The sequence below is a fragment of the Bradyrhizobium sp. SZCCHNR1043 genome (genome assembly GCF_032489675.1).
Taxonomy (GTDB): Bacteria; Pseudomonadota; Alphaproteobacteria; order Rhizobiales; family Xanthobacteraceae; genus Bradyrhizobium.
The window spans coordinates 14689-31714 of sequence record NZ_JAUEYN010000014.1; the positions used below are offsets into that span (position 1 = coordinate 14689).

Annotated in this window: 17 protein-coding genes; 6 read left to right on the forward strand and 11 right to left on the reverse strand. The window is 67.1% G+C overall.

Annotated elements, in window-relative coordinates; all coding sequences use genetic code 11:
* Nucleotides 1–98: 98 nt before the first annotated feature.
* Together QX039_RS23830 and QX039_RS23835 are read right to left on the reverse strand one after the other, a co-directional pair.
* Nucleotides 99–731 carry an alpha/beta hydrolase gene (locus QX039_RS23830; RefSeq protein ID WP_315734883.1) on the reverse strand — a complete coding sequence of 211 codons (633 nt, stop codon included), beginning with the start codon at nt 729–731 and terminating at the stop codon, nt 99–101.
* Nucleotides 728–1666: a ring-cleaving dioxygenase gene (locus QX039_RS23835; RefSeq protein ID WP_315734882.1), complete on the reverse strand. Its 939-nt coding sequence runs from the start codon at nt 1664–1666 to the stop codon at nt 728–730. Before QX039_RS23835 ends, QX039_RS23830 begins: the two co-directional genes overlap by 4 nt.
* A gap of 131 nt (nt 1667–1797) precedes the next feature.
* Here QX039_RS23835 and QX039_RS23840 point away from each other — a divergent pair, with 131 nt between their 5' ends.
* From QX039_RS23840 to puuE, 3 genes are all read left to right on the forward strand, one after another.
* Nucleotides 1798–2703 carry a LysR family transcriptional regulator gene (locus tag QX039_RS23840; RefSeq protein WP_315734881.1) on the forward strand — a complete coding sequence of 302 codons (906 nt, stop codon included), beginning with the start codon at nt 1798–1800 and terminating at the stop codon, nt 2701–2703.
* Nucleotides 2704–2786: 83 nt separating this feature from the next.
* Entirely contained in the window at nt 2787–3143 is a 357-nt protein-coding gene (gene uraH / locus QX039_RS23845; RefSeq protein WP_315734880.1) for a hydroxyisourate hydrolase, read from the forward strand.
* Nucleotides 3144–3148: 5 nt separating this feature from the next.
* On the forward strand, nt 3149–4576 hold the full coding sequence (gene puuE, locus QX039_RS23850; protein ID WP_315734879.1) for an allantoinase PuuE: 1428 nt from the start codon (nt 3149–3151) through the stop codon (nt 4574–4576).
* Here the strand turns inward: puuE and QX039_RS23855 are convergent.
* Both QX039_RS23855 and QX039_RS23860 read right to left on the reverse strand, forming a co-directional pair.
* Nucleotides 4567–5919: an amidase gene (locus tag QX039_RS23855; protein ID WP_315772679.1), complete on the reverse strand. Its 1353-nt coding sequence runs from the start codon at nt 5917–5919 to the stop codon at nt 4567–4569. The two genes, puuE and QX039_RS23855, sit on opposite strands and share 10 nt — an antisense overlap.
* Nucleotides 5906–7099, reverse strand: coding sequence for an MFS transporter (locus tag QX039_RS23860; RefSeq protein ID WP_315772677.1), 1194 nt, complete (start codon nt 7097–7099; stop codon nt 5906–5908). Before QX039_RS23860 ends, QX039_RS23855 begins: the two co-directional genes overlap by 14 nt.
* A 29-nt stretch (nt 7100–7128) precedes the next feature.
* Between QX039_RS23860 and QX039_RS23865 the strand changes: the two genes are divergently transcribed.
* Complete coding sequence (locus tag QX039_RS23865) at nt 7129–7470, forward strand: hydroxyisourate hydrolase (protein WP_315772685.1); 342 nt, start codon at nt 7129–7131, stop codon at nt 7468–7470.
* Between the two features lie 213 nt (nt 7471–7683).
* Here the strand turns inward: QX039_RS23865 and QX039_RS23870 are convergent, their stop codons facing one another.
* The 6 genes from QX039_RS23870 to QX039_RS23895 form a co-directional block, all read right to left on the reverse strand.
* Complete coding sequence (locus QX039_RS23870; protein ID WP_315772675.1) at nt 7684–8499, reverse strand: ABC transporter permease; 816 nt, start codon at nt 8497–8499, stop codon at nt 7684–7686.
* Nucleotides 8496–9365 carry an ABC transporter permease gene (locus QX039_RS23875; protein WP_315772673.1) on the reverse strand — a complete coding sequence of 290 codons (870 nt, stop codon included), beginning with the start codon at nt 9363–9365 and terminating at the stop codon, nt 8496–8498. Before QX039_RS23875 ends, QX039_RS23870 begins: the two co-directional genes overlap by 4 nt.
* Before the next feature lie 4 nt (nt 9366–9369).
* The gene (locus tag QX039_RS23880) at nt 9370–10416 is read right to left on the reverse strand and encodes an ABC transporter substrate-binding protein (protein WP_315772671.1); all 1047 of its coding nucleotides are present in this window, start codon (nt 10414–10416) and stop codon (nt 9370–9372) included.
* Nucleotides 10417–10441: 25 nt separating this feature from the next.
* Nucleotides 10442–11527 carry an ABC transporter ATP-binding protein gene (locus QX039_RS23885; RefSeq protein ID WP_315772669.1) on the reverse strand — a complete coding sequence of 362 codons (1086 nt, stop codon included), beginning with the start codon at nt 11525–11527 and terminating at the stop codon, nt 10442–10444.
* A gap of 228 nt (nt 11528–11755) precedes the next feature.
* Entirely contained in the window at nt 11756–12505 is a 750-nt protein-coding gene (locus QX039_RS23890; RefSeq protein ID WP_315772667.1) for an aspartate/glutamate racemase family protein, read from the reverse strand.
* Between the two features lie 104 nt (nt 12506–12609).
* Nucleotides 12610–14085 carry an amidase gene (locus QX039_RS23895; protein ID WP_315772665.1) on the reverse strand — a complete coding sequence of 492 codons (1476 nt, stop codon included), beginning with the start codon at nt 14083–14085 and terminating at the stop codon, nt 12610–12612.
* Nucleotides 14086–14367: 282 nt separating this feature from the next.
* On the opposite strand from QX039_RS23895, the gene QX039_RS23900 reads away from it, so the two are divergent.
* The gene (locus QX039_RS23900) at nt 14368–14955 is read left to right on the forward strand and encodes a LysE family transporter (protein ID WP_315772663.1); all 588 of its coding nucleotides are present in this window, start codon (nt 14368–14370) and stop codon (nt 14953–14955) included.
* A gap of 111 nt (nt 14956–15066) precedes the next feature.
* On the opposite strand, the gene QX039_RS23905 is transcribed toward QX039_RS23900, so the two are convergent.
* Complete coding sequence (locus QX039_RS23905; protein WP_315734861.1) at nt 15067–15630, reverse strand: hypothetical protein; 564 nt, start codon at nt 15628–15630, stop codon at nt 15067–15069.
* 359 nt (nt 15631–15989) lie between these two features.
* On the opposite strand from QX039_RS23905, the gene QX039_RS23910 reads away from it, so the two are divergent.
* Nucleotides 15990–16385 carry a GFA family protein gene (locus QX039_RS23910; RefSeq protein ID WP_315734859.1) on the forward strand — a complete coding sequence of 132 codons (396 nt, stop codon included), beginning with the start codon at nt 15990–15992 and terminating at the stop codon, nt 16383–16385.
* Nucleotides 16386–17026 lie beyond the last annotated feature (641 nt).

A 17026-nucleotide genomic window follows, 5' to 3' on the forward strand; every position in this document is an offset into this window, starting at 1 on the left:
CATCTATCCGCCAGCATCGGAGCCGCCGGAGGGCGGTCCGATGCTGGTGCCGATGAGACCACATTCTTGGCCAGGAGCCGCGACAGCCGCAAGCGTCTTCAGGCGGCGATCGCCTGCGGCAGTCCGGCGAGCCAGTCGCGCGCCAGCGTCACGTCCGCCTGCGACAACTGGTGCCCCGCCGGAAGCGTCGTGTGGGTCACGTCGGCGCCGGCCTCGGTGAGCTGCGTGCACAGCTTCGCCGAATTGCTGACGGGTACGATCGGATCAGCGAGCCCCGATAGCATCAGCACCGGCCGGCGCGCGAGCCTGGCGGCCGGAGGATGCGCCAGCGGCACCATGGCGCGGAACAGCACTGCACCGGTCAGCGCTTCCGGCTGCAGTAGCAGCAGCGCGGCGGCGATGTTGGCGCCGTTGGAGTAGCCGACCGCGAGCGGCGCTCCGATCCCGTAGTGCTGCCGCGCCGCGTCGATGAAGGCGCCGAGCTCCAGAGCGCGCCGGCGGACGTCGTCCTCGTCGAACACGCCCTCGGCAAGCCGGCGGAAGAAGCGCGGCATGCCATGTTCGAGCACCTGGCCGCGTGGCGACAGCAGGGCGGCGCCGGGCGACAGCGTAGTGCCGAGCGGCAGCAGATCGTTCTCGTCGCCGCCGGTGCCGTGCAGGAGCAGCAGTGGGGCTGCTCCCGGCGTGGTTGCGGGCTGGAAGCGGTGAGTGAAGGACAATGCCACGGTCATGATGCGGCCTCTTCGAGGTTGGGCAGCACGCCTTCGATCTGCTTGCGGTGCGATTCGAGGAAAGCGGGCAGCTTGAGGTTTCGTCCGAGCTCGGCGACCGGCTCGTCGACCGCGAAGCCCGGGATATCGGTCGCGATCTCGAACAGCACCCCGCCCGGCTCGCGGAAGTAGATCGAGCGGAAGTAGTTGCGGTCCTTCTGCTCGGTCGGATGCAGGCCGTGGCGATCGACCAGCCGCTGCGCCATCACGCCCTGTGCGGCGTCATCGGCGGCGCGGAAGGCGATGTGATGCACCGACCCGGCGCCCTGCGCGCCGCGGAGAAAGCCCCTGGCCTCGTAGATGTCGACCACGCTGCCCTCGGCGTCGCCCGGCGCCTTGAAGCGGATCACCGAGCCTTCGCGGCCCGTCTCTTCGAAGCCGAACACGTCGGTCAGCACGGCGGCAGTCCTCTCGGCGGAGTCGAGCAGCAGGGTCACGCCGTGGAAGCCGCGGATCGCGTGCTCGGCCGGAATGTCGCCATTGCTGTAGCCGGGCTCGTTCTCTGCGCCGGGGACGCCGACCAGCGCCAGCGCCATGCCATCCGGATCGGCGAACGGCAGCACCGACTCGCCAAAGCGCTTCTCCAGCGCCTCATAGGCGATGCCCTTCTCGGTGAGGCGCTGCGTCCAGTAGCTAAGGGAGCGCTGCGGCACCCGGAACGCGGTCTGGTGGGTCTCGCCGACGCCGCGGCGGCCCGGCCGCACGCCGGCCCAGGGGAAGAAGGTCAGGATGGTGCCGGGGCGGCCGGTCTCATCGCCGTAGTAGAAGTGATAGGTGCCGGGATCGTCGAAATTGACCGTCTTCTTGACGAAGCGCAGCCCGAGGTCGCGGGTGTAGAAGCCGAAATTGCGGATCGGATCGCCGGCAATCGCAGTCACGTGGTGCAGTCCGGGCATGTGGGTCTCCTGTCGATGGGCCGCCGAAAGGGCCGTTGAATTCCTGGGCGCAATATTGGCCGGCTTTGATTTGGAGACAATCCGTGCTCTTGTGACGTCTCTGTCTACGATTTGGCGACAATGGCAGGCCTATGGACAAGCTGAGCAGCCTGCGGGCCTTCGTGAAGGTGGTCGAGAGCGGCAGCTTCGCCGAGGCCGGCCGGCAGCTGCGGCTGTCGCGCTCGGCGATCTCGAAATATATCGGCGAGCTTGAGCAGAGCCTCGGCGTCCAGCTGATCGTCCGGACCACCCGCCATGCCAGCCCGACCGAGACCGGCCAGCTCTATTTCGAGCGCGCAGTCTCGATTCTCGCCGAGCTCGACGCCGCCGATCAGGCCGTCAGCCAGTCGCAGGCCGCGCCGCGCGGGCTCTTGCGCGTCAACGCGCCGATGTCGTTCGGCACCATGCGGCTCGGTCCCGTCGTCGCCGATTTCATGGCCCGCTATCCCGAGCTGCAGTTGCAGATCGTGCTGAGCGACGATCTGCTGGATCCCGTGCAGGACGGCTTCGACGTGACGTTGCGGATCGCCGAGCTGGAATCGTCGAGCCTAGTGGCGCGGCGGATCATGCCGGTGGAGCGCGTGATCTGCGCCGCGCCGGCCTATCTCGCGCGGCACGGCACGCCTGGCAGCCCGGAGGAGCTGCGTCGCCACACCTCTCTCACCTACGGTTTCCTGCTGACCGGCAATCAGTGGAAGCTCACCGGCCGCGACGGCGACCACTGGGTCCAGCCGGCGTGGTCGTTGTGCGTCAACAATGCCGAGGTGCTGCGCGACGTCGCCATCAAGGGACAGGGCATTGCGCTGATCCCGCGCTTCATCGCGGCGGACGCGCTCGAGAGCGGCGCGCTGACCGCGATCCTCGCCGATTACGCCGCGCCGCCGCTCGCGCTCTATGCGATCTATCCGCCGACGCGGCACCTCTCGGTGAAGGTGCGGCTGTTCATCGACTTCCTGGTCGAGCGCTTCGGCAAGGAGCGCGACGTGACCAGACCGTAGGCTGCAACTGAACTGGAAATCGCCTCGAACCTTTAACCGGGCGCTGATAGTGTTCCGAGCCGGCAGCAGAGAGGTAACGATGCATGGGGCGGCTGAGCACGCATATTCTGGATACGGTCAGGGGCAAGCCCGCGGCCGGCGTCGCGATCGATCTCGATGTCCTCGAACCGGACGGCTCCTGGCGCCGCGTCAAGCAGGTCCGGAGCAATGCCGACGGGCGCACCGACCAGCCGATGCTGGCGGACGATGACTTCGCCATCGGCACCTACATGCTGACCTTCCATATGGGCGCTTATTTCAGGACCCACGGCCTCGCCTCGGGCGACCCGCTGTTTCTCGATCTGATCCCGCTCCGCTTTTCCGTCGCCGATGCCAGCGCGCACTACCATGTGCCGCTGCTCGCGACGCCCTGGAGCTACCAGACTTATCGCGGGAGCTGAGCCGGATGAGTGCTGACGTCTATCCCCGCGATATGGTCGGCTACGGCCGCACGCCGCCGCATCCGCGCTGGCCGGGCGATGCCCGCGTCGCGGTGCAGTTCGTGATCAACTACGAGGAGGGCGGCGAGAACAACATCCTCCACGGTGACGCCGCCTCCGAAGCCTTCCTGTCCGAGATCGTCGGCGCCCAGCCCTGGCCGGGCCAGCGCCACATGAACATGGAGTCGATCTACGAGTTCGGCTCGCGCGCCGGCTTCTGGCGGCTGTGGCGGATGTTCACCGCGCGCAAGCTGCCGGTGACGGTGTTCGCGATCGCCACCGCGATGGCCCGCAGTCCAGACGCCGTGGCCGCGATGAAGGAAGCCGGCTGGGAGATCGCCTCCCACGGCCTGAAATGGATCGACTACCGCGATGTCCCCGAGGCCGACGAGCGCGCCGATATCGAGGAGGCGATCCGGCTCCATACCGAGCTGACGGGCGAGCGGCCGCTCGGCTTCTACCAGGGCCGCACGTCGGAGCGCACGCTCGACATCGTGTTGAATGAGCAGGGCTTCGTCTACAGCGCCGATTCCTATGCCGACGAATTGCCGTACTGGATCTCGGGGCCGCACGGCCCGCAACTGATCGTGCCCTATACGCTCGATGCCAACGACATGCGCTTCGCCACCCCCCAGGGCTTCAATTCCGGCGACCAGTTCTTCGCCTATCTGAAGGACAGTTTCGATACGCTCTACGCAGAGGGTGCGGAGAGCCCGCGCATGATGTCCATCGGGTTGCACTGCCGGCTGGTCGGCCGCCCCGGGCGCGCGGCCGCGCTGGCCCGTTTCCTCGACTATATCACGGGTCATGACAAGGTCTGGGTCGCGACCCGGCTCGACATCGCCCGGCACTGGATCCGGACGCATCCGCCGGCCGGCGCGTGGCGGCCGTCGCAGATGTCGCGCGTGCTGTTCGTCGAGCGCTATGGCGACATCTTCGAGCATTCGCCTGAAATCGCCGACCGCGCCTATCGCGCCGGCCTGTCCGCCTTCGACGACGCCGCGGATGCGCTGCATACGACGCTCATGAACGTCGTTCGCGCCATGAGCCGCGACGAGAAGCTGAAGCTGATCCGCGCCCATCCGGAGCTCGCCGGCCGCGAGGCGCTGGCGGGTGAGATGACGAACGACTCGATCGGCGAGCAGGGTCGGCTCGGCTTCACCTCGCTCTCGCGCGCCGAGTTCGAGCGCGTCGCCGACATCAACCGCCGCTATCGCGACAAGTTCGGCATGCCGCTGATCGTCGCTCTGGCGCTGCACGCCGACCGCCCCTCGGTCATCGCCGAGATGGAGCGTCGCATCGGCAACGACCCGGACACCGAGATCGTCAACGCCATCGACCAGATCGGTCACATCACGCGGGCGAGGTTGGCGAAGAAGTTCGATCAGGACTGAGCGAGGATCCGTTCGGCGTCGGCCGCGACATCGAGCAGCAGGCGGTCGCGGCCGCGGGCCGCGATGAGTTGCAGACCGAATGGCAGTCCGTGAACGTTGGTGCCGCAGGGGATCGAGATCGCCGGCACGCCGGCGTGATTGGCGTAAGGCGTGAACACCGCATGCGCGCGCGGGCTCGCCGGCTTGCCGCCGATCTTGGATGGGCCGAGCTGCGTGAATGGCCAGGCGACGCAGGGCACGGTCGGCGCCAGCAGCACGTCGGCCTGCGTGAAGAAGCTTGCGAAGGCCCGCGCGATCTGCGCGCTTGCCTCGAGCGCACGCGCGACATCGGCGCCGCTCAGGCCGAGCCCGCGCTCGATCTGCTTGGCGATATCGGGATCGAATTGCGCCGGATCATTGTGGAAGGCGTCGCCGTAGAGCGCGGCCAGCCCGGCATGCTGGAGCGGCATCACCGCGTCCTCGGCAAGGCCGGCCGGCCAGACGGGATCCTTGTCGACAATCGGCATGCCGCCGGCGCGGAGGCGGTCGACCGCCCGCTGCAGGCCAGCGCTGGTGTCGCCATCGACCGCGACGTCCAGCCCGAGCCGCGGCGAGAACGCCACGCGCAGCGGCGTTGCATGATCCGCCACGGCCACGTCGAACGTATCGGGATCGCGCGGGTCGGCGCCGGCCATGATCTCGAACGCAAGCCTGGCATCGCCGACATCGGTCGCGATCGGCGCGATCACCGAGATGCGCCAGAATGGCTCGGGGAATCCCGGCCCGTAGGGAATGGCACCGAACGACGGCTTGAAGCCGACCACGCCGACATGGGCCGGCGGCCGGCGGCTCGAGCCGCCGGCATCGGTGCCGATCGCGAGCGGCACGAGCCCAGCCGCCACCGCAACGGCGGGACCGCCCGACGAGCCGCCGGGCGTGAGCTGCAGGTCCTGCGGATGAACAGTCGGTCCGAACAGCTGCGAGGTCGTCACGCCCTTGCAGGCGAACTCGGAGGTTGCGCCGATGCCAACGATCACGGCGCCAGCGCGGCGCAGCCGCGCGATCGCGATCGCATCCTCGGGCGCGATGAAATCAGCGAACAGCCGCGAGCCCTGCGTGATGCACCAGTCCTCGACCCAGATGTTGTCCTTGACCACGATCGGCACGCCGGCGAGCGGCATTGCTTCGCCGGCGGCCACGCGCGCATCGACGGCATCGGCCTCGGCGCGCGTTCGCGCCGGATCTGTCGTGACGACGGCGTTGAGGTCACGGGCCGCGGCGATGCGCGCCAGCGCCTGCTCGGCCATCTCTCTGGCGGTGCTTTGCCGCGCCATGACGGCGCGTGCGATGTCACTCGCGCGCATGGGATCGCTCCATCAGCAGTACGGCTGTGCCTGCGGCCGCCGTCAATCCGAGTGCGACGAAGCTGCCGCCGAGGCCGACGCGGGGCGTCAGCAAGGCGACGAGCAGCGGCGCGGCGACGAGGCCGAGAAACGAGGCGGTGAGCACTGCACCTGTCGCCTCGGCGACGCGTCCGGGCTTGGCGAGATTGGCGATCTCGGCGATGAACACGCCGTTCCAGCCGCTCGCCGTCAGCCCGAACACGATCGTGAGCAGGACCAGGATCGACCGGCTCAGCAGCGGCCCCCAGAGACCGAGCAGCAGCGCGCAGACCGCCATGCCGACGCCTGCCATCACCAGCACGGTCCGCGCCGAGCGCAGGCGTGTCGCGACCACGCCCCAGCCCAGCCGTCCCATCAGGCCGGCGCCTTGCGCCGAGGCCAGCACCCAGCCGGCCTCGACATGGCTGAGCCCGAGCTCCGCCGTGCCGAAGCTGACGAAGCAGGTGTTGAGGATGACCTGCATGCCACTGAACGGAATCGAGGCGACCGCGAGCGCGGCCATGCGGCGGTCGGCGCTGATCAGTCGCAGCCGATCGGACAGGCCGAGCCGCGGCATGGCCGGCGGCGTGATCGCATAGGCCGGCCGCAGACGCTCGAAGCCGGCGAAGGCGATGGCGGCGCAGACGATCACGGCGGCATAAGCGGAACTCGGTGCCAGCAGCACGGCGATCGGCGGCAGCAGCAGCGAGCCGACGACGGCGCCGATCTGGCTGCCGGTCTGCCGGATCGAAAACACCATCGCGCGCTTCTCGGCCGGCACGAGACGTCCGAGCAGCGCTGAGCTTGCCGGTGTCTCCGGTCCGACCGCGAGCCCCAGCATCAGTCCGGCGCCGAGCAGGGCCCATCCACCCTCGAACAGGGCCAGCGACATGCCGGCGCAGACGGCGACCGCGCACAGCGCTGCGACGCGCAGCGAGCCGACGCGTTGGACCAGCGTGCCGCCCCAGAACGAGGAGACGAGGCTGATGGTGAAGGCCGCGGTGGAAAACAGCGACAGCTGCTCGATGCCGAGGCCGGCGCGCGGCGCGACGACGCCCGGCGCGAACAGCGCCAGCGACACCAGGGCCTGCAGCGCGTTCATCGCAGCGACCGCAGGCCACAGCGGCGCCGCTGGTGCTGACGCTTGCTTCGCGGCTATCATGCCGCGACAACCTGATGGCGGAGCACGAAATGGCCGGTGGAATCTCGGTTCATGCGGTTGATGTGGCGAACGGGCGCCCCGCGCGGGGCCTGCGCGTCGCGATCTGGCGCGTGACGCCGGATCGCACGCTGCTCGCGGAGGGACAGCTCGGCGCCGACGGCACCTTGCAGGCGCCGGTCGTCAAGGGTGACGGCGTCATCGCCGGCGAGTATGAGGTGCTGTTTCATGTCGGCGAGTTCTTCGGGGTTGGCGCTCAGACGAAATTCCTCACCACAGTGCCGTTTCGCTTCGCGATCGACAAGGTCGAGGAGCACTTTCATCTGCCGCTGAAATTCACCCCCTGGGGCTATTCGATCTTCCGTGGCGCTTAGGGAAGCGCGTCTGACGCTATATCGTAAACTCAACGAATAAGTTGCCCCGACGGTCGAGCCCGTCAATCAGTCGCTGGTCATGCCCGGGCTTGTCCCGGGCGTCCACGTCCCTCAGCGATCGCCGGCCGACGTGGATGGCCGGGACAAGCCCGGCCATGACGGCTTGGAGTTGGACGGGCACGAACTCCCAATTTCAGGAAGGGGCACTCAGCCTCAACCCGTCAGCCGCTTCGACAGGCCGGTGGCGCGCTCCATGATCGCCATCAGTGCGATGGTGGCGATGATCAGCACGCTCGACAGCGCGGCGATGGTGACGTCGAGCTTGCCCTCGAGGTCCTGCCACATCCGGATCGGCAGCATGTCGGTGGCGGCATCGCGCAGGAACAGCGACACCGGCACGTTGTCGAACGACGACATGAAGGCGATGAACGCACCGGAGATGATGCCGGGACGGATCAGCGGCAGCACGATGCGGCGGAACGTGTAGAGCCTGGAGGCGCCGAGGATCGCCGAGCTTTCCAGCAAGGTTGGCTCGAGCTGGGCCAGTGCCGCGACGGTGTTGCGGACCACATAGGGCACGCAGACGATGGTGTGGCCGATCACCAGCGTCAGCAGCGACACCGGCAGGCCGATCAGCGAGAAGAACATCAGCGCCGCCAGGCCGAAGGCGAGTGCCGGCAGTACCAGCGGCGACATGAACAACGAGTCGAGCAGCTTCGCAGTCAGGCTCTTGGAGCGCGAGATCGCGAGCGAGGCGGCCACGCCCAGCACGATGGAGAGCCCCGTCGACCACAGCGCGACGACGACGCTGTTGCGTGCGGCGAACTGCAGCTGCCAGGCGTTCCACAATTCGACGTACCAGCGCGCCGAATAGCCCAGCGGCGGGAATTTCAGCGAGAAGCCCGAGGTGAAGGAGACGATCACCACGACCAGCGACGGCGACACGACGAGGATCAGCGCCAGCACGGCGATGACCGTCATCACGATCTGGAAGCTCAGCGCTTCCCAGTTCCGCTGCCGGCCGCTCATCTGGCGTCTCCATAGCCGCGAGCACGGCGGCCGAGTGTCGAGAACAGCGCAACGATGGCGAGCACCGCGAACAGGAAGATGATCGAGATCGCCGCGGCGAACGGCCAGTTCTGCAGGGTCGAGGCCTGCTGGTAGAGATACATCGGCATGAACAGCATCTGCCCGCCGCCGACCAGGGACTGCGTGATGAAGGCGGTGATCGCGGCGGCATAGGTCAGGGTGCAGCCGGCGATGATGCCGGGCATCGACAGCGGCAGCATCACCTTGACGAAGGTGCGCCAGCTACCGGCGCCGAGTGAGGCCGAGGCGTCGGAGAGATTGGGATCGATGCGGCCGATCGCGGTGATCAAGGGCAGCACCATCAGCGGCATCTGCACCTGCGCCAGCGCCGCGATCAGTCCGCCCTGGGTGTAGATCATGCGCAGCGGCGCGCCGATCAGCCCGAGCGATTGTAGCACGGAGTTGATGATGCCCTGCCGGCCCAGGATCACGATCCAGGCAAAGGTGCGGACGACGACGCTGGTGAGCAGCGGCAGCAGCACGATCATGATGATCAGGGTCTGCACCCGGCTGCCCGAGCGCTGGTACAGCCAGGCGATGGGATAGCCGAGCACGAGGCAGGCGAGCGTCACCTCGGCGCCGAGCAGCAAGGTCGAGCCGAGCACGGCGAGGCTGAAGGGGTCGGTCAGGAACTTGATGTACTGGCCGAGCCCCCACACCGTCGCGGCGGTGTCGTTGTGCAGCGAGAGATAGAGCAGTTGCGCCAACGGCAGCACGAAGAAGATCGCGAACGCAGCAGCGAGGGGCAGCGCGAGCCCCAGGCTGAAGCTGGTCACGTCTCCAGGTGCTGTCGTGGCGCTCTTCATCGCGTCAGATCTTGATGTCGCGATTGAACTTCTCGATCCAGGATGCGCGCTGCTCGTTGATCTTCTTCCAGTCCTGGAACACGAACTTCTTCTTCAGCTCCGCGGTGTCCTTGGCCAGCACCTTGGCGATCTCGCCGGTCATGGCCACCTTGGTGTTGGTCGGCACGATCAGATAGGGCGAGTTCATCAGCGTGGTCTGCACCTCCGGCGACAGCGCCGCCTCGATCAGCTTGAAGGCGAGCTCCTTGTTCGGCGAGTTCTTGACGATGTGGATCGTGGTCTTGAAGGCGATGGCGCCTTCCTTGGGCGCCACGAACTCGACCGGCACGCCACGCGCTTTCAGGATCTGGATGGCGTTGAAATTGCCGGGCGAGATGTCGATCTGGCCTTGCTGGAACAGGGTCGCCAGGGCGCCGGGATTGGCGGCGACGGCGGCGAGGTTCGGCTTCAGCTCCTCCAGCGCCTTGAAGCCCTCGTCGACATTGGCCTCGGAGCCGCCGCGCATGCGCGCGATCTCGACCAGCCAGCCGGTGCCGAGCGTGGAGTTCAGGTTGGTGATGCCGACCTTGCCCTTGAACTCGGGCTTCCACAGATCGGCCCAGGAGGTTGGCGGCGTCTTCACCGTCTCTGGATTGTAGGTCAGGCCGACGACCTGGAAGAACGGCGCCGGGCCCATCGCGTCCTGCGCTTCCGGAATCAGGTCCTTGAAGTACGCGCTCTTGTCGGCCGGGAACGGATCGACGAGATCCTGGCCGATCGCGACCAGCGCCGGACCCGGATCGTGCAGCATGACGTCGATCGGCGGATTGGCCTTGGCCGCATTGACCTTGGCGATCTGATCGACCGACAGCATCGGGTCGAGCACGATGGCGGCATCGGCATTGGCCTTGCGGAACGCCGGCACGAGGACCGCCTTGTGCGCCTCCTCCCAACTGCCGGTGAAGGTCGCGAACACCAGCGGCCGCGCCTGCGCGAGGCTCAGGCCCGGGAAGGCGTGCATGGCTCCCAGCGTCAAGGCGCTGGTCAGGAGCCGGCGGCGATCAAGCATCATGTTTCACTCCGATGTGTCTGTTGGTCTATTGCGGGAAGACGGTGGCGAGGCCGGGTGCGATCGGTGCGACCCGCACCGGCGCGCCGGCATCGCGCAGTGGCGTGTCGCCGGTGCGGGCCTGCGAAATCTTGATGCTCGAGCCGTCGCTGGCCTTGATCTCATGGACCACGGTTGCGCCGAGCGGCAGCGCCATGCCGATCTCGCCGGCAAAGCCGGTGTCGTCGCTGACGAAGGTGAGATGCTCGGGACGCAGGCACACGGTGACCTTGTCTGAGGCACGTACCGGGGTGGGGGCGCGCGCGATGATCTCGCCGCCGGCCTCCAGGCCAACCTTGACACTGCCCGCGTCGGTCGCGATCACCGTCCCCTTCATCTTGTTCGCGGTGCCGACGAAGCTGTTCACGAACAGCGTCTGTGGCTGATCGTAGATCTCGGAGGGCGTGCCGAACTGCTCGAGATGACCATGGCTCAGAACGGCGACGCGGTCGGCCATCGACAGCGCCTCCTCCTGGTCGTGGGTCACGATCAAAGTTGTGATCCCGGCCATGCGCTGCAGCCGCTTGACCTCGATCTGCATGTCCAACCGCAAATTCTTGTCGAGCGCGGCGAACGGCTCGTCGAGCAGCAGGATCGACGGTTTGATCGCGAGCGCGCGCGCCAGGGCCACGCGCTGTTGCTGGCCGCCCGACAATTGCCGCGGCAGCCGCTCACCGAACGGGCCGAGCTGCACCATGTCGAGCAGCCGCTGCGCCTCCCTGTTGCGCGTGGCCTTGTCGACGCCGCGCGCGGCGAGGCCGTAGCCGACATTCTCGGTGATCGAGAGATGAGGAAACAGCGCGTAGTTCTGGAACACGATGCCGACCGCGCGCCGGTTGGGCGGCAGCGCATCGACGACGTCGTTGCCGATGATGACGCGCCCCTCGCTGTGGCCGATGAAGCCGGCGATGATGCGCAGCAAGGTTGTCTTGCCGCAGCCCGAGGGCCCAAGCAGGGCGATGATCTCGCCGCCTTTCACATCGAGATTGATATCGGATACGGCCACCGTGCCGCTGGCGAAGCGGTGGGTGATCCGATCCAGAACGAGCGACTTGGCTTCCGATACGCTGGCCATGGGCTTCCTGCTCAACTGATCTGAAAAAGCAAGAAGCGTGCCGCCTTTTCAGGCAACGAAGGCGGCTTGTGTACAGAAGAGAAAGTGGGGGTATGGGAGTATGACGGGATTCGCCCGAGCTCGCAGCTAACAAGATCTGGCTCGCTCTCTCCCCACGTCATTCCGGGCTCGCGCCGACAGCGTCCCGGAATGACGTGGGGAGAGAGCGTTGCGACTCACACGGCCCAACTACCCGTCGCGATGCTCCAGCCGCGCCGCGAGCGCTTCCGTCAGGCCCGTCGTCGGCTTCGCGGCCGGGCGGCGGAAGGTGCCGGCGGTGGCCTTGCGCATCTTCAACGCCAGCAGTGCCTCGGCCTGCTTCACCGCGGCGATCACCTGATCGACCACGGGCACGGGAATGCGGTGCGCGACGCGGGCCGCGAGCCCGGAGAGCGGTGCGCCGGCGAAGATCAGCACGTCGGCCTCGTTCTCCTCCACCGCGCGCAGCGCCAGCTCGACCAGCAGCTCTTCCTTCTCGTGCTGCACGTCGGAGATCTGCTTGAAGCTGCCGTCGAGCATGCGGATGCCGGCGCAGCGCTCCATCAGGCCGTGCATGCGCACGCACTCCTCGTACCAGGGACCCAGCGCCTGCGCGAAGGTGACGATGGCGAAGCGGCGTCCGGCCATGCAGGCGGTCAGCATCGCCGCCTCGGCAAGTCCGATCACCGGCACGTCGAACAGCTCGCGGGCCGCGAACAGGCCGGGATCGCCGAACGCGGCGATGATCGCGGCGTCGAACGTGCCGTTGCGCTCCGCCAGCATCTCCAGCGCGACGGCGCCGCCGATCTGCGCCTCCGCGCGGGTCGCGATATAGGGCACACCGCGCGGCGCGGTGCAGGGGATCAGGGTCGTGCCGGGTGCGGCAGCGTCGCGGCCGACCTGCAGCATCAGGTCGGTGATGTCGGTGCGGATGTTGGGATTGAGCAGCAGGATGTTCATCGGGCGCGCCTGATGGTCGGAAATGCAAGATTGCCGGAAATGCGAGCGCCTTGTCCACGCCCGGCGCAGCCTATCATGTCATCAGGATCAGGCGCGTGGGTCGCTCACTTGCTGGTCACATGCACGGCTGGCGTCGCGCCGCCGTTCCATTGACCGCCGATCGCGCGCTCGATCTGGGCCGCGAGCTGCAGCAGCAGGCCGTCGTCGGCCTGCTTGCCGATCGCCTGGATGCCGAGCGGCAGGCCGTGCTCATTGGTCGCGAGCGGCAGCGAGATCGCCGGGACGCCGCAGAGATTGGCGAGCGGCGTGAAGGCGAAGTTGCGCCACAGGTTCTCGAACCAGTCGAGCACGTCGGGATTGTCGCTGATGGTCAGGTATTCGGTGGTGCCGATCTTCGGCGTCGGCAGCGCCGTGATCGGGGTCAGGATGATGTCCCAGTCCTCGAAGAACGCGCCGAAGGCGCGCGACGTCGTATTGAACACCGCCTGCATCGCCGCACGCTCGGCGAAGCTGGTGCCCTTGCCCGCTTCCCAGATCCGGATGTTGATCGGCTCGATCAGGTCGGCTGGCGGCCGCCCGAGCTTGCGTGATGCGAGCAGGTTGTTGATGACGATCGCGAAGTTCGAGATGTAGCAGGTGGTTTGCGCCGCGAACGCCTGGCGGTAATCGACGTCGGGCAGCGCGTAGCCGATGTGGTGGCCGAGGCCCTCGAGGATTTTGCCCACACGCTCCAGCTCTGAAGCAATATGCGGCGTGGCGCGGTAGTCGCCCCATTGATGCGACAGCGCAATCCTCAGCTTGCCGGGATCGCGCTTGATCAGCTCGACATAGGGCTCCGGCGTGGTCCAATACGGCATGAACTCGCCGGGCGCGCCGCCGCGGCAATGATCGACGAATGCCGCGGTGTCGCGCACGCTGCGCGACTGGCAGCCCTGGATCGAGACCAGGCCGCTTAGATCCGACAGATGCGGCGCGATCGAGAACACGCCGCGCGAGACCTTCAGGCCGATATTGCCGTTGACGCCGGCGGGAATCCGGATCGAGCCGCCGCCGTCGGTCGCGTGCGCGATCGGCACGACGCCGGCGGCGACCATCGCCGCGCTGCCCGCCGACGAGCCGCAGGTCGTGTAGTCGGTATTCCACGGATTGCGCGTGACGTAGACGGCCGGGTTCTCGGCCGAGCTGCAGACGCCGAACTCCGGCGTGGTGGTGCGGCCCATCAGATTGAGGCCGGCCTTGCGCATCTTCGCCGTCAGGTGCGTGTCGGCGGCGGGACGGTTGCCGCGCATGAACAGCGAGCCCTGCTCCTGCAGCCGTCCGGCCATCGTCGGCCCGAGATCCTTCATCAGGAACGGCACGCCGGCGAAGGGGCCTGCGAGATTGGCGCCGGCCTTGCCCGGATCTTCCACGGCATCGGCGAAGACTTCGACCACGCCGGACAGCGCGGGATCGACTTTTGCGATTGCCTCGGCGGCCTGCCTTGCCAGCTCCGCCGCCGTCAGCTCGCCGCTGCGAACGCGCGCCGCCAGCGCCATGCCATCATGCCGGGCCCACTCGTCCCAGCTCATCGCCAACGTCATCTGTCTTCCGATCCTTGCGCGCCGACCATCGATGCTACGCGTTCGAACGGTGCGATGATCAGGCGCTGTTCCACTTCCGGCGCCGCGAACCTTAGTTTGCACGAGAGCCAAGTCAATCAGTCGCCCTGCATGCTGCCATACGATCCTATCATGCGGCGCGGCCGACGACCGTCCACAATGAAGCCGACATACGAGCCGTTCCGGAAAACGGGACCGCAGCCCGCGGCGCCGGACGTTGACGCTCGTCAAGGCCAGCGCATGGCGCGCGTGCTTGATGGGGTCATGGATATCCTGACCTTCGGTGCGGCGGGCGCAGCGCTGCTCGTTACGCCCGGCCCAACGAACACGCTGCTCGCCACTGCCGGTGCGAGTCGTGGCGTGCGCGCCTCCGTTCATCTGCTGCTCGCCGAGCTTGCCGGCTATCTGCTCGCGATCGCGACGCTGCGCATCACGCTCGGTCCGCTCGTCGCGACCGCGCCGCTGGTCGGACAGGCTCTCCGTGTCGTGGTCGTGCTCTATCTGCTGCACCTCGCTGCCGCGCTCTGGCGCCACGGCAGCAGCAGCAGCGCAAGCGATGCGGCGCCGGTCACCCTGCGCGGCGTGTTCATCACGACGCTGTTCAATCCAAAGGCCATCATCTTCGCTTTCACCTTGCTGCCGCCGGAAGGCGATGCGGCGAGCCTATGGCCGTTCTTGGTCGTGCTCGGACTCTCGACTGCGACGATCGGAGGAGCCTGGATCGTGCTCGGCGCGACGCTGCGCTGCGGCCTCGGGCATGTCGTGCCGGCGTCGCTCGGCTATCGCTGTAGCGCTGCGGCCCTGGCGCTGCTGGCCTGTGTGATCCTGGCGCCCGCCCTTGGCGCGCTGTGAACGGTTCCGCTTGTTACTGGTGCTGCCAGCGGACGCGCGCGCAGGCTAGACGACGCGGCCTGCAGCATTCGATCGGGATGCCGCAGGCCGCGTCGCGAAGCTATCAAGGACCTAGTTGAAGGCCATCGGCGCCGCGCTGGCCATCCAGCCGTCCGGCCGCGTGTTGCGGGCGAGCCGCTGGTAGCTCGGCGCACGGGCCTCGCGCGTGACACGAGCCGCCGCGCCGAACATCGCGGAACCGCCATTCGGGTTCACGATCGTGTAGCCGGCGATCGAGCGGGGATGTTCGCGGGTGACGTGGCCGCCGGAATTGCCGTCATGCACATACCAGATGTTGCCGGCGACCTGCTGCTGCAGGATCATGACGTGGCCGGACCGGACGGCAGCCATTCCCGGTGCGGGAGCTGCGCGCGGAAAGCGACGCCAGTTCGATGCGAGATTCAGCTCGGGAACGACCCGGCCGAACGTGTAGAGCGACGCTTCGCAGCCGCAAAAGGCATGCGGACATCCCGATGGGCGGCCGCCGACGACGCGACCTTCGCCGGGAATCGAGGCCATCGCGTTCATGTAGGAGTGGTGACGGTGCGAGTAGTGATGATGATGGTGACGAGGACGCGCCTCGGCTTGAACGGAGAGAGCCAGCAATGCGGCGACGACAATAACAACGCGGTACATTCGGAGGACTCCTGTACGCTGTGAAATCCCCCTGCCGCGCGCCAATCAACGTCTAAACATGTCTTCAAGGTGACCGAATCACCCCTGAGCCATGCAAATGCGGGACGGCGCTGCCCGCTCAGACTGGTTCCAAATCATTCGGAATGATTGACTCTCGACGTCGAGGATGACTCACAACAAATGAATGTTCCGCTTTGGGAAGGTCAGACTACCGACTAACAGCGCGGCGACCGCAGCTGGCCTTCAGTCGTCCTGATAGCTGCAAGGATGCAATCAGGATAAGCAATCAGGACAAGTAACATCCTCCACGCGTGCGGCGCTCTTGGACATTCCGTTCCAGACCACGACAGGAGATCGTCATGACCACGTTCCGCGGCAGCTGCCTCTGCGGCCAGGTCGGCTTCGAGGTCGACGGGCCGTTCGACAAATTCCTCAATTGCCATTGCTCGCGCTGTCGCAAGGCCAGCGGCACGGCGCACTCCTGTGAGGTCATCGTCAAGGCGGCGGCGCTGCGCTGGCTGCGTGGCGAGGCGAACGTCACGCGGTTCGACTTGCCCCGGGCGCGCAGTTTCGCCACCGCCTTCTGCAGCACTTGCGGCAGCCCGATGCCACATCTGACGCGCAGCGGCCGCGAGGCGATCATTCCCGCCGGAGGCTTCGATGAGCCGCTCGGCGCCGTTCCCGATCGCCACGTGCATTGGGCGTCCCGCGCCGACTGGTACGTCGATGGTGACGGGCTGGGCGTCGAGGACTGACACGATCAAGAATGCCGCTCGTCGGGCGACTCATGCCCCTCGTGCCGAGATCGGACAAGCCTGTCGAGGCGTCAGATACGCCCGATCGCCGCTGCGTCCGGAATCCGATTTCACGAGCAAGTTCAGGCTGATTTGGGCTGTCCAGTCCCGGCAGAAAAAATATCCCGCTTGGCAATTTCGGAAAATCATGATTTTTTGTCGCTGTCCCGCCTCATCGACGAGGGGCGCTGCGCGGTCGTCACGAAGCGTGGAGGTGGGATGTGATGGGCGGGCCGGTTTGCAGCGTGGTCATTCGCGCGGACGAACAACATCGGCTCGCACGGTCAAGTCGCGTGGTCCTGATACTCCGATGCCAGTATCAAGCCTGCGCCGGCGCCAACGGCGCCGCGTGGGTGACGGTGACCAGAAAGCCCGGCGCACCGGGGAGAATGCGAAGCAGCCGTTAAAGCCATCGCGCAGGGAGGGCCGGATCGTCCGGCTGGACCTGTGGTACCTGCCGCCTGCATTTTTTGAGCAGGCGGGCCACGGGCCTCAGTCGAGGTCCGGCCTTCCCTGCACCCTCGCTTTGGAGAGGGTGACTGCAAGAGCAATACTCGGACGCGAAAGCGGGTGCGAGGATGAGCTGCCACGCCGGCAAACTT

What these genes read in the sequence shown, in the direction of transcription:
- QX039_RS23830 (WP_315734883.1), bottom strand. Translation starts at nt 731, where the DNA reads ATGACCGTGGCATTGTCCTTCACTCACCGCTTCCAGCCCGCAACCACG.
- QX039_RS23855 (WP_315772679.1), bottom strand. Translation starts at nt 5,919, where the DNA reads ATGCGCGCGAGTGACATCGCACGCGCCGTCATGGCGCGGCAAAGCACC.
- QX039_RS23865 (WP_315772685.1), top strand. Translation starts at nt 7,129, where the DNA reads ATGGCCGGTGGAATCTCGGTTCATGCGGTTGATGTGGCGAACGGGCGC.
- QX039_RS23860 (WP_315772677.1), bottom strand. Translation starts at nt 7,099, where the DNA reads ATGATAGCCGCGAAGCAAGCGTCAGCACCAGCGGCGCCGCTGTGGCCT.
- QX039_RS23895 (WP_315772665.1), bottom strand. Translation starts at nt 14,085, where the DNA reads ATGACGTTGGCGATGAGCTGGGACGAGTGGGCCCGGCATGATGGCATG.
- puuE (WP_315734879.1), top strand. Translation starts at nt 3,149, where the DNA reads ATGAGTGCTGACGTCTATCCCCGCGATATGGTCGGCTACGGCCGCACG.
- QX039_RS23870 (WP_315772675.1), bottom strand. Translation starts at nt 8,499, where the DNA reads ATGAGCGGCCGGCAGCGGAACTGGGAAGCGCTGAGCTTCCAGATCGTG.
- QX039_RS23905 (WP_315734861.1), bottom strand. Translation starts at nt 15,630, where the DNA reads ATGTACCGCGTTGTTATTGTCGTCGCCGCATTGCTGGCTCTCTCCGTT.
- QX039_RS23910 (WP_315734859.1), top strand. Translation starts at nt 15,990, where the DNA reads ATGACCACGTTCCGCGGCAGCTGCCTCTGCGGCCAGGTCGGCTTCGAG.
- QX039_RS23840 (WP_315734881.1), top strand. Translation starts at nt 1,798, where the DNA reads ATGGACAAGCTGAGCAGCCTGCGGGCCTTCGTGAAGGTGGTCGAGAGC.
- QX039_RS23900 (WP_315772663.1), top strand. Translation starts at nt 14,368, where the DNA reads ATGGATATCCTGACCTTCGGTGCGGCGGGCGCAGCGCTGCTCGTTACG.
- uraH (WP_315734880.1), top strand. Translation starts at nt 2,787, where the DNA reads ATGGGGCGGCTGAGCACGCATATTCTGGATACGGTCAGGGGCAAGCCC.
- QX039_RS23875 (WP_315772673.1), bottom strand. Translation starts at nt 9,365, where the DNA reads ATGAAGAGCGCCACGACAGCACCTGGAGACGTGACCAGCTTCAGCCTG.
- QX039_RS23890 (WP_315772667.1), bottom strand. Translation starts at nt 12,505, where the DNA reads ATGAACATCCTGCTGCTCAATCCCAACATCCGCACCGACATCACCGAC.
- QX039_RS23835 (WP_315734882.1), bottom strand. Translation starts at nt 1,666, where the DNA reads ATGCCCGGACTGCACCACGTGACTGCGATTGCCGGCGATCCGATCCGC.
- QX039_RS23880 (WP_315772671.1), bottom strand. Translation starts at nt 10,416, where the DNA reads ATGATGCTTGATCGCCGCCGGCTCCTGACCAGCGCCTTGACGCTGGGA.
- QX039_RS23885 (WP_315772669.1), bottom strand. Translation starts at nt 11,527, where the DNA reads ATGGCCAGCGTATCGGAAGCCAAGTCGCTCGTTCTGGATCGGATCACC.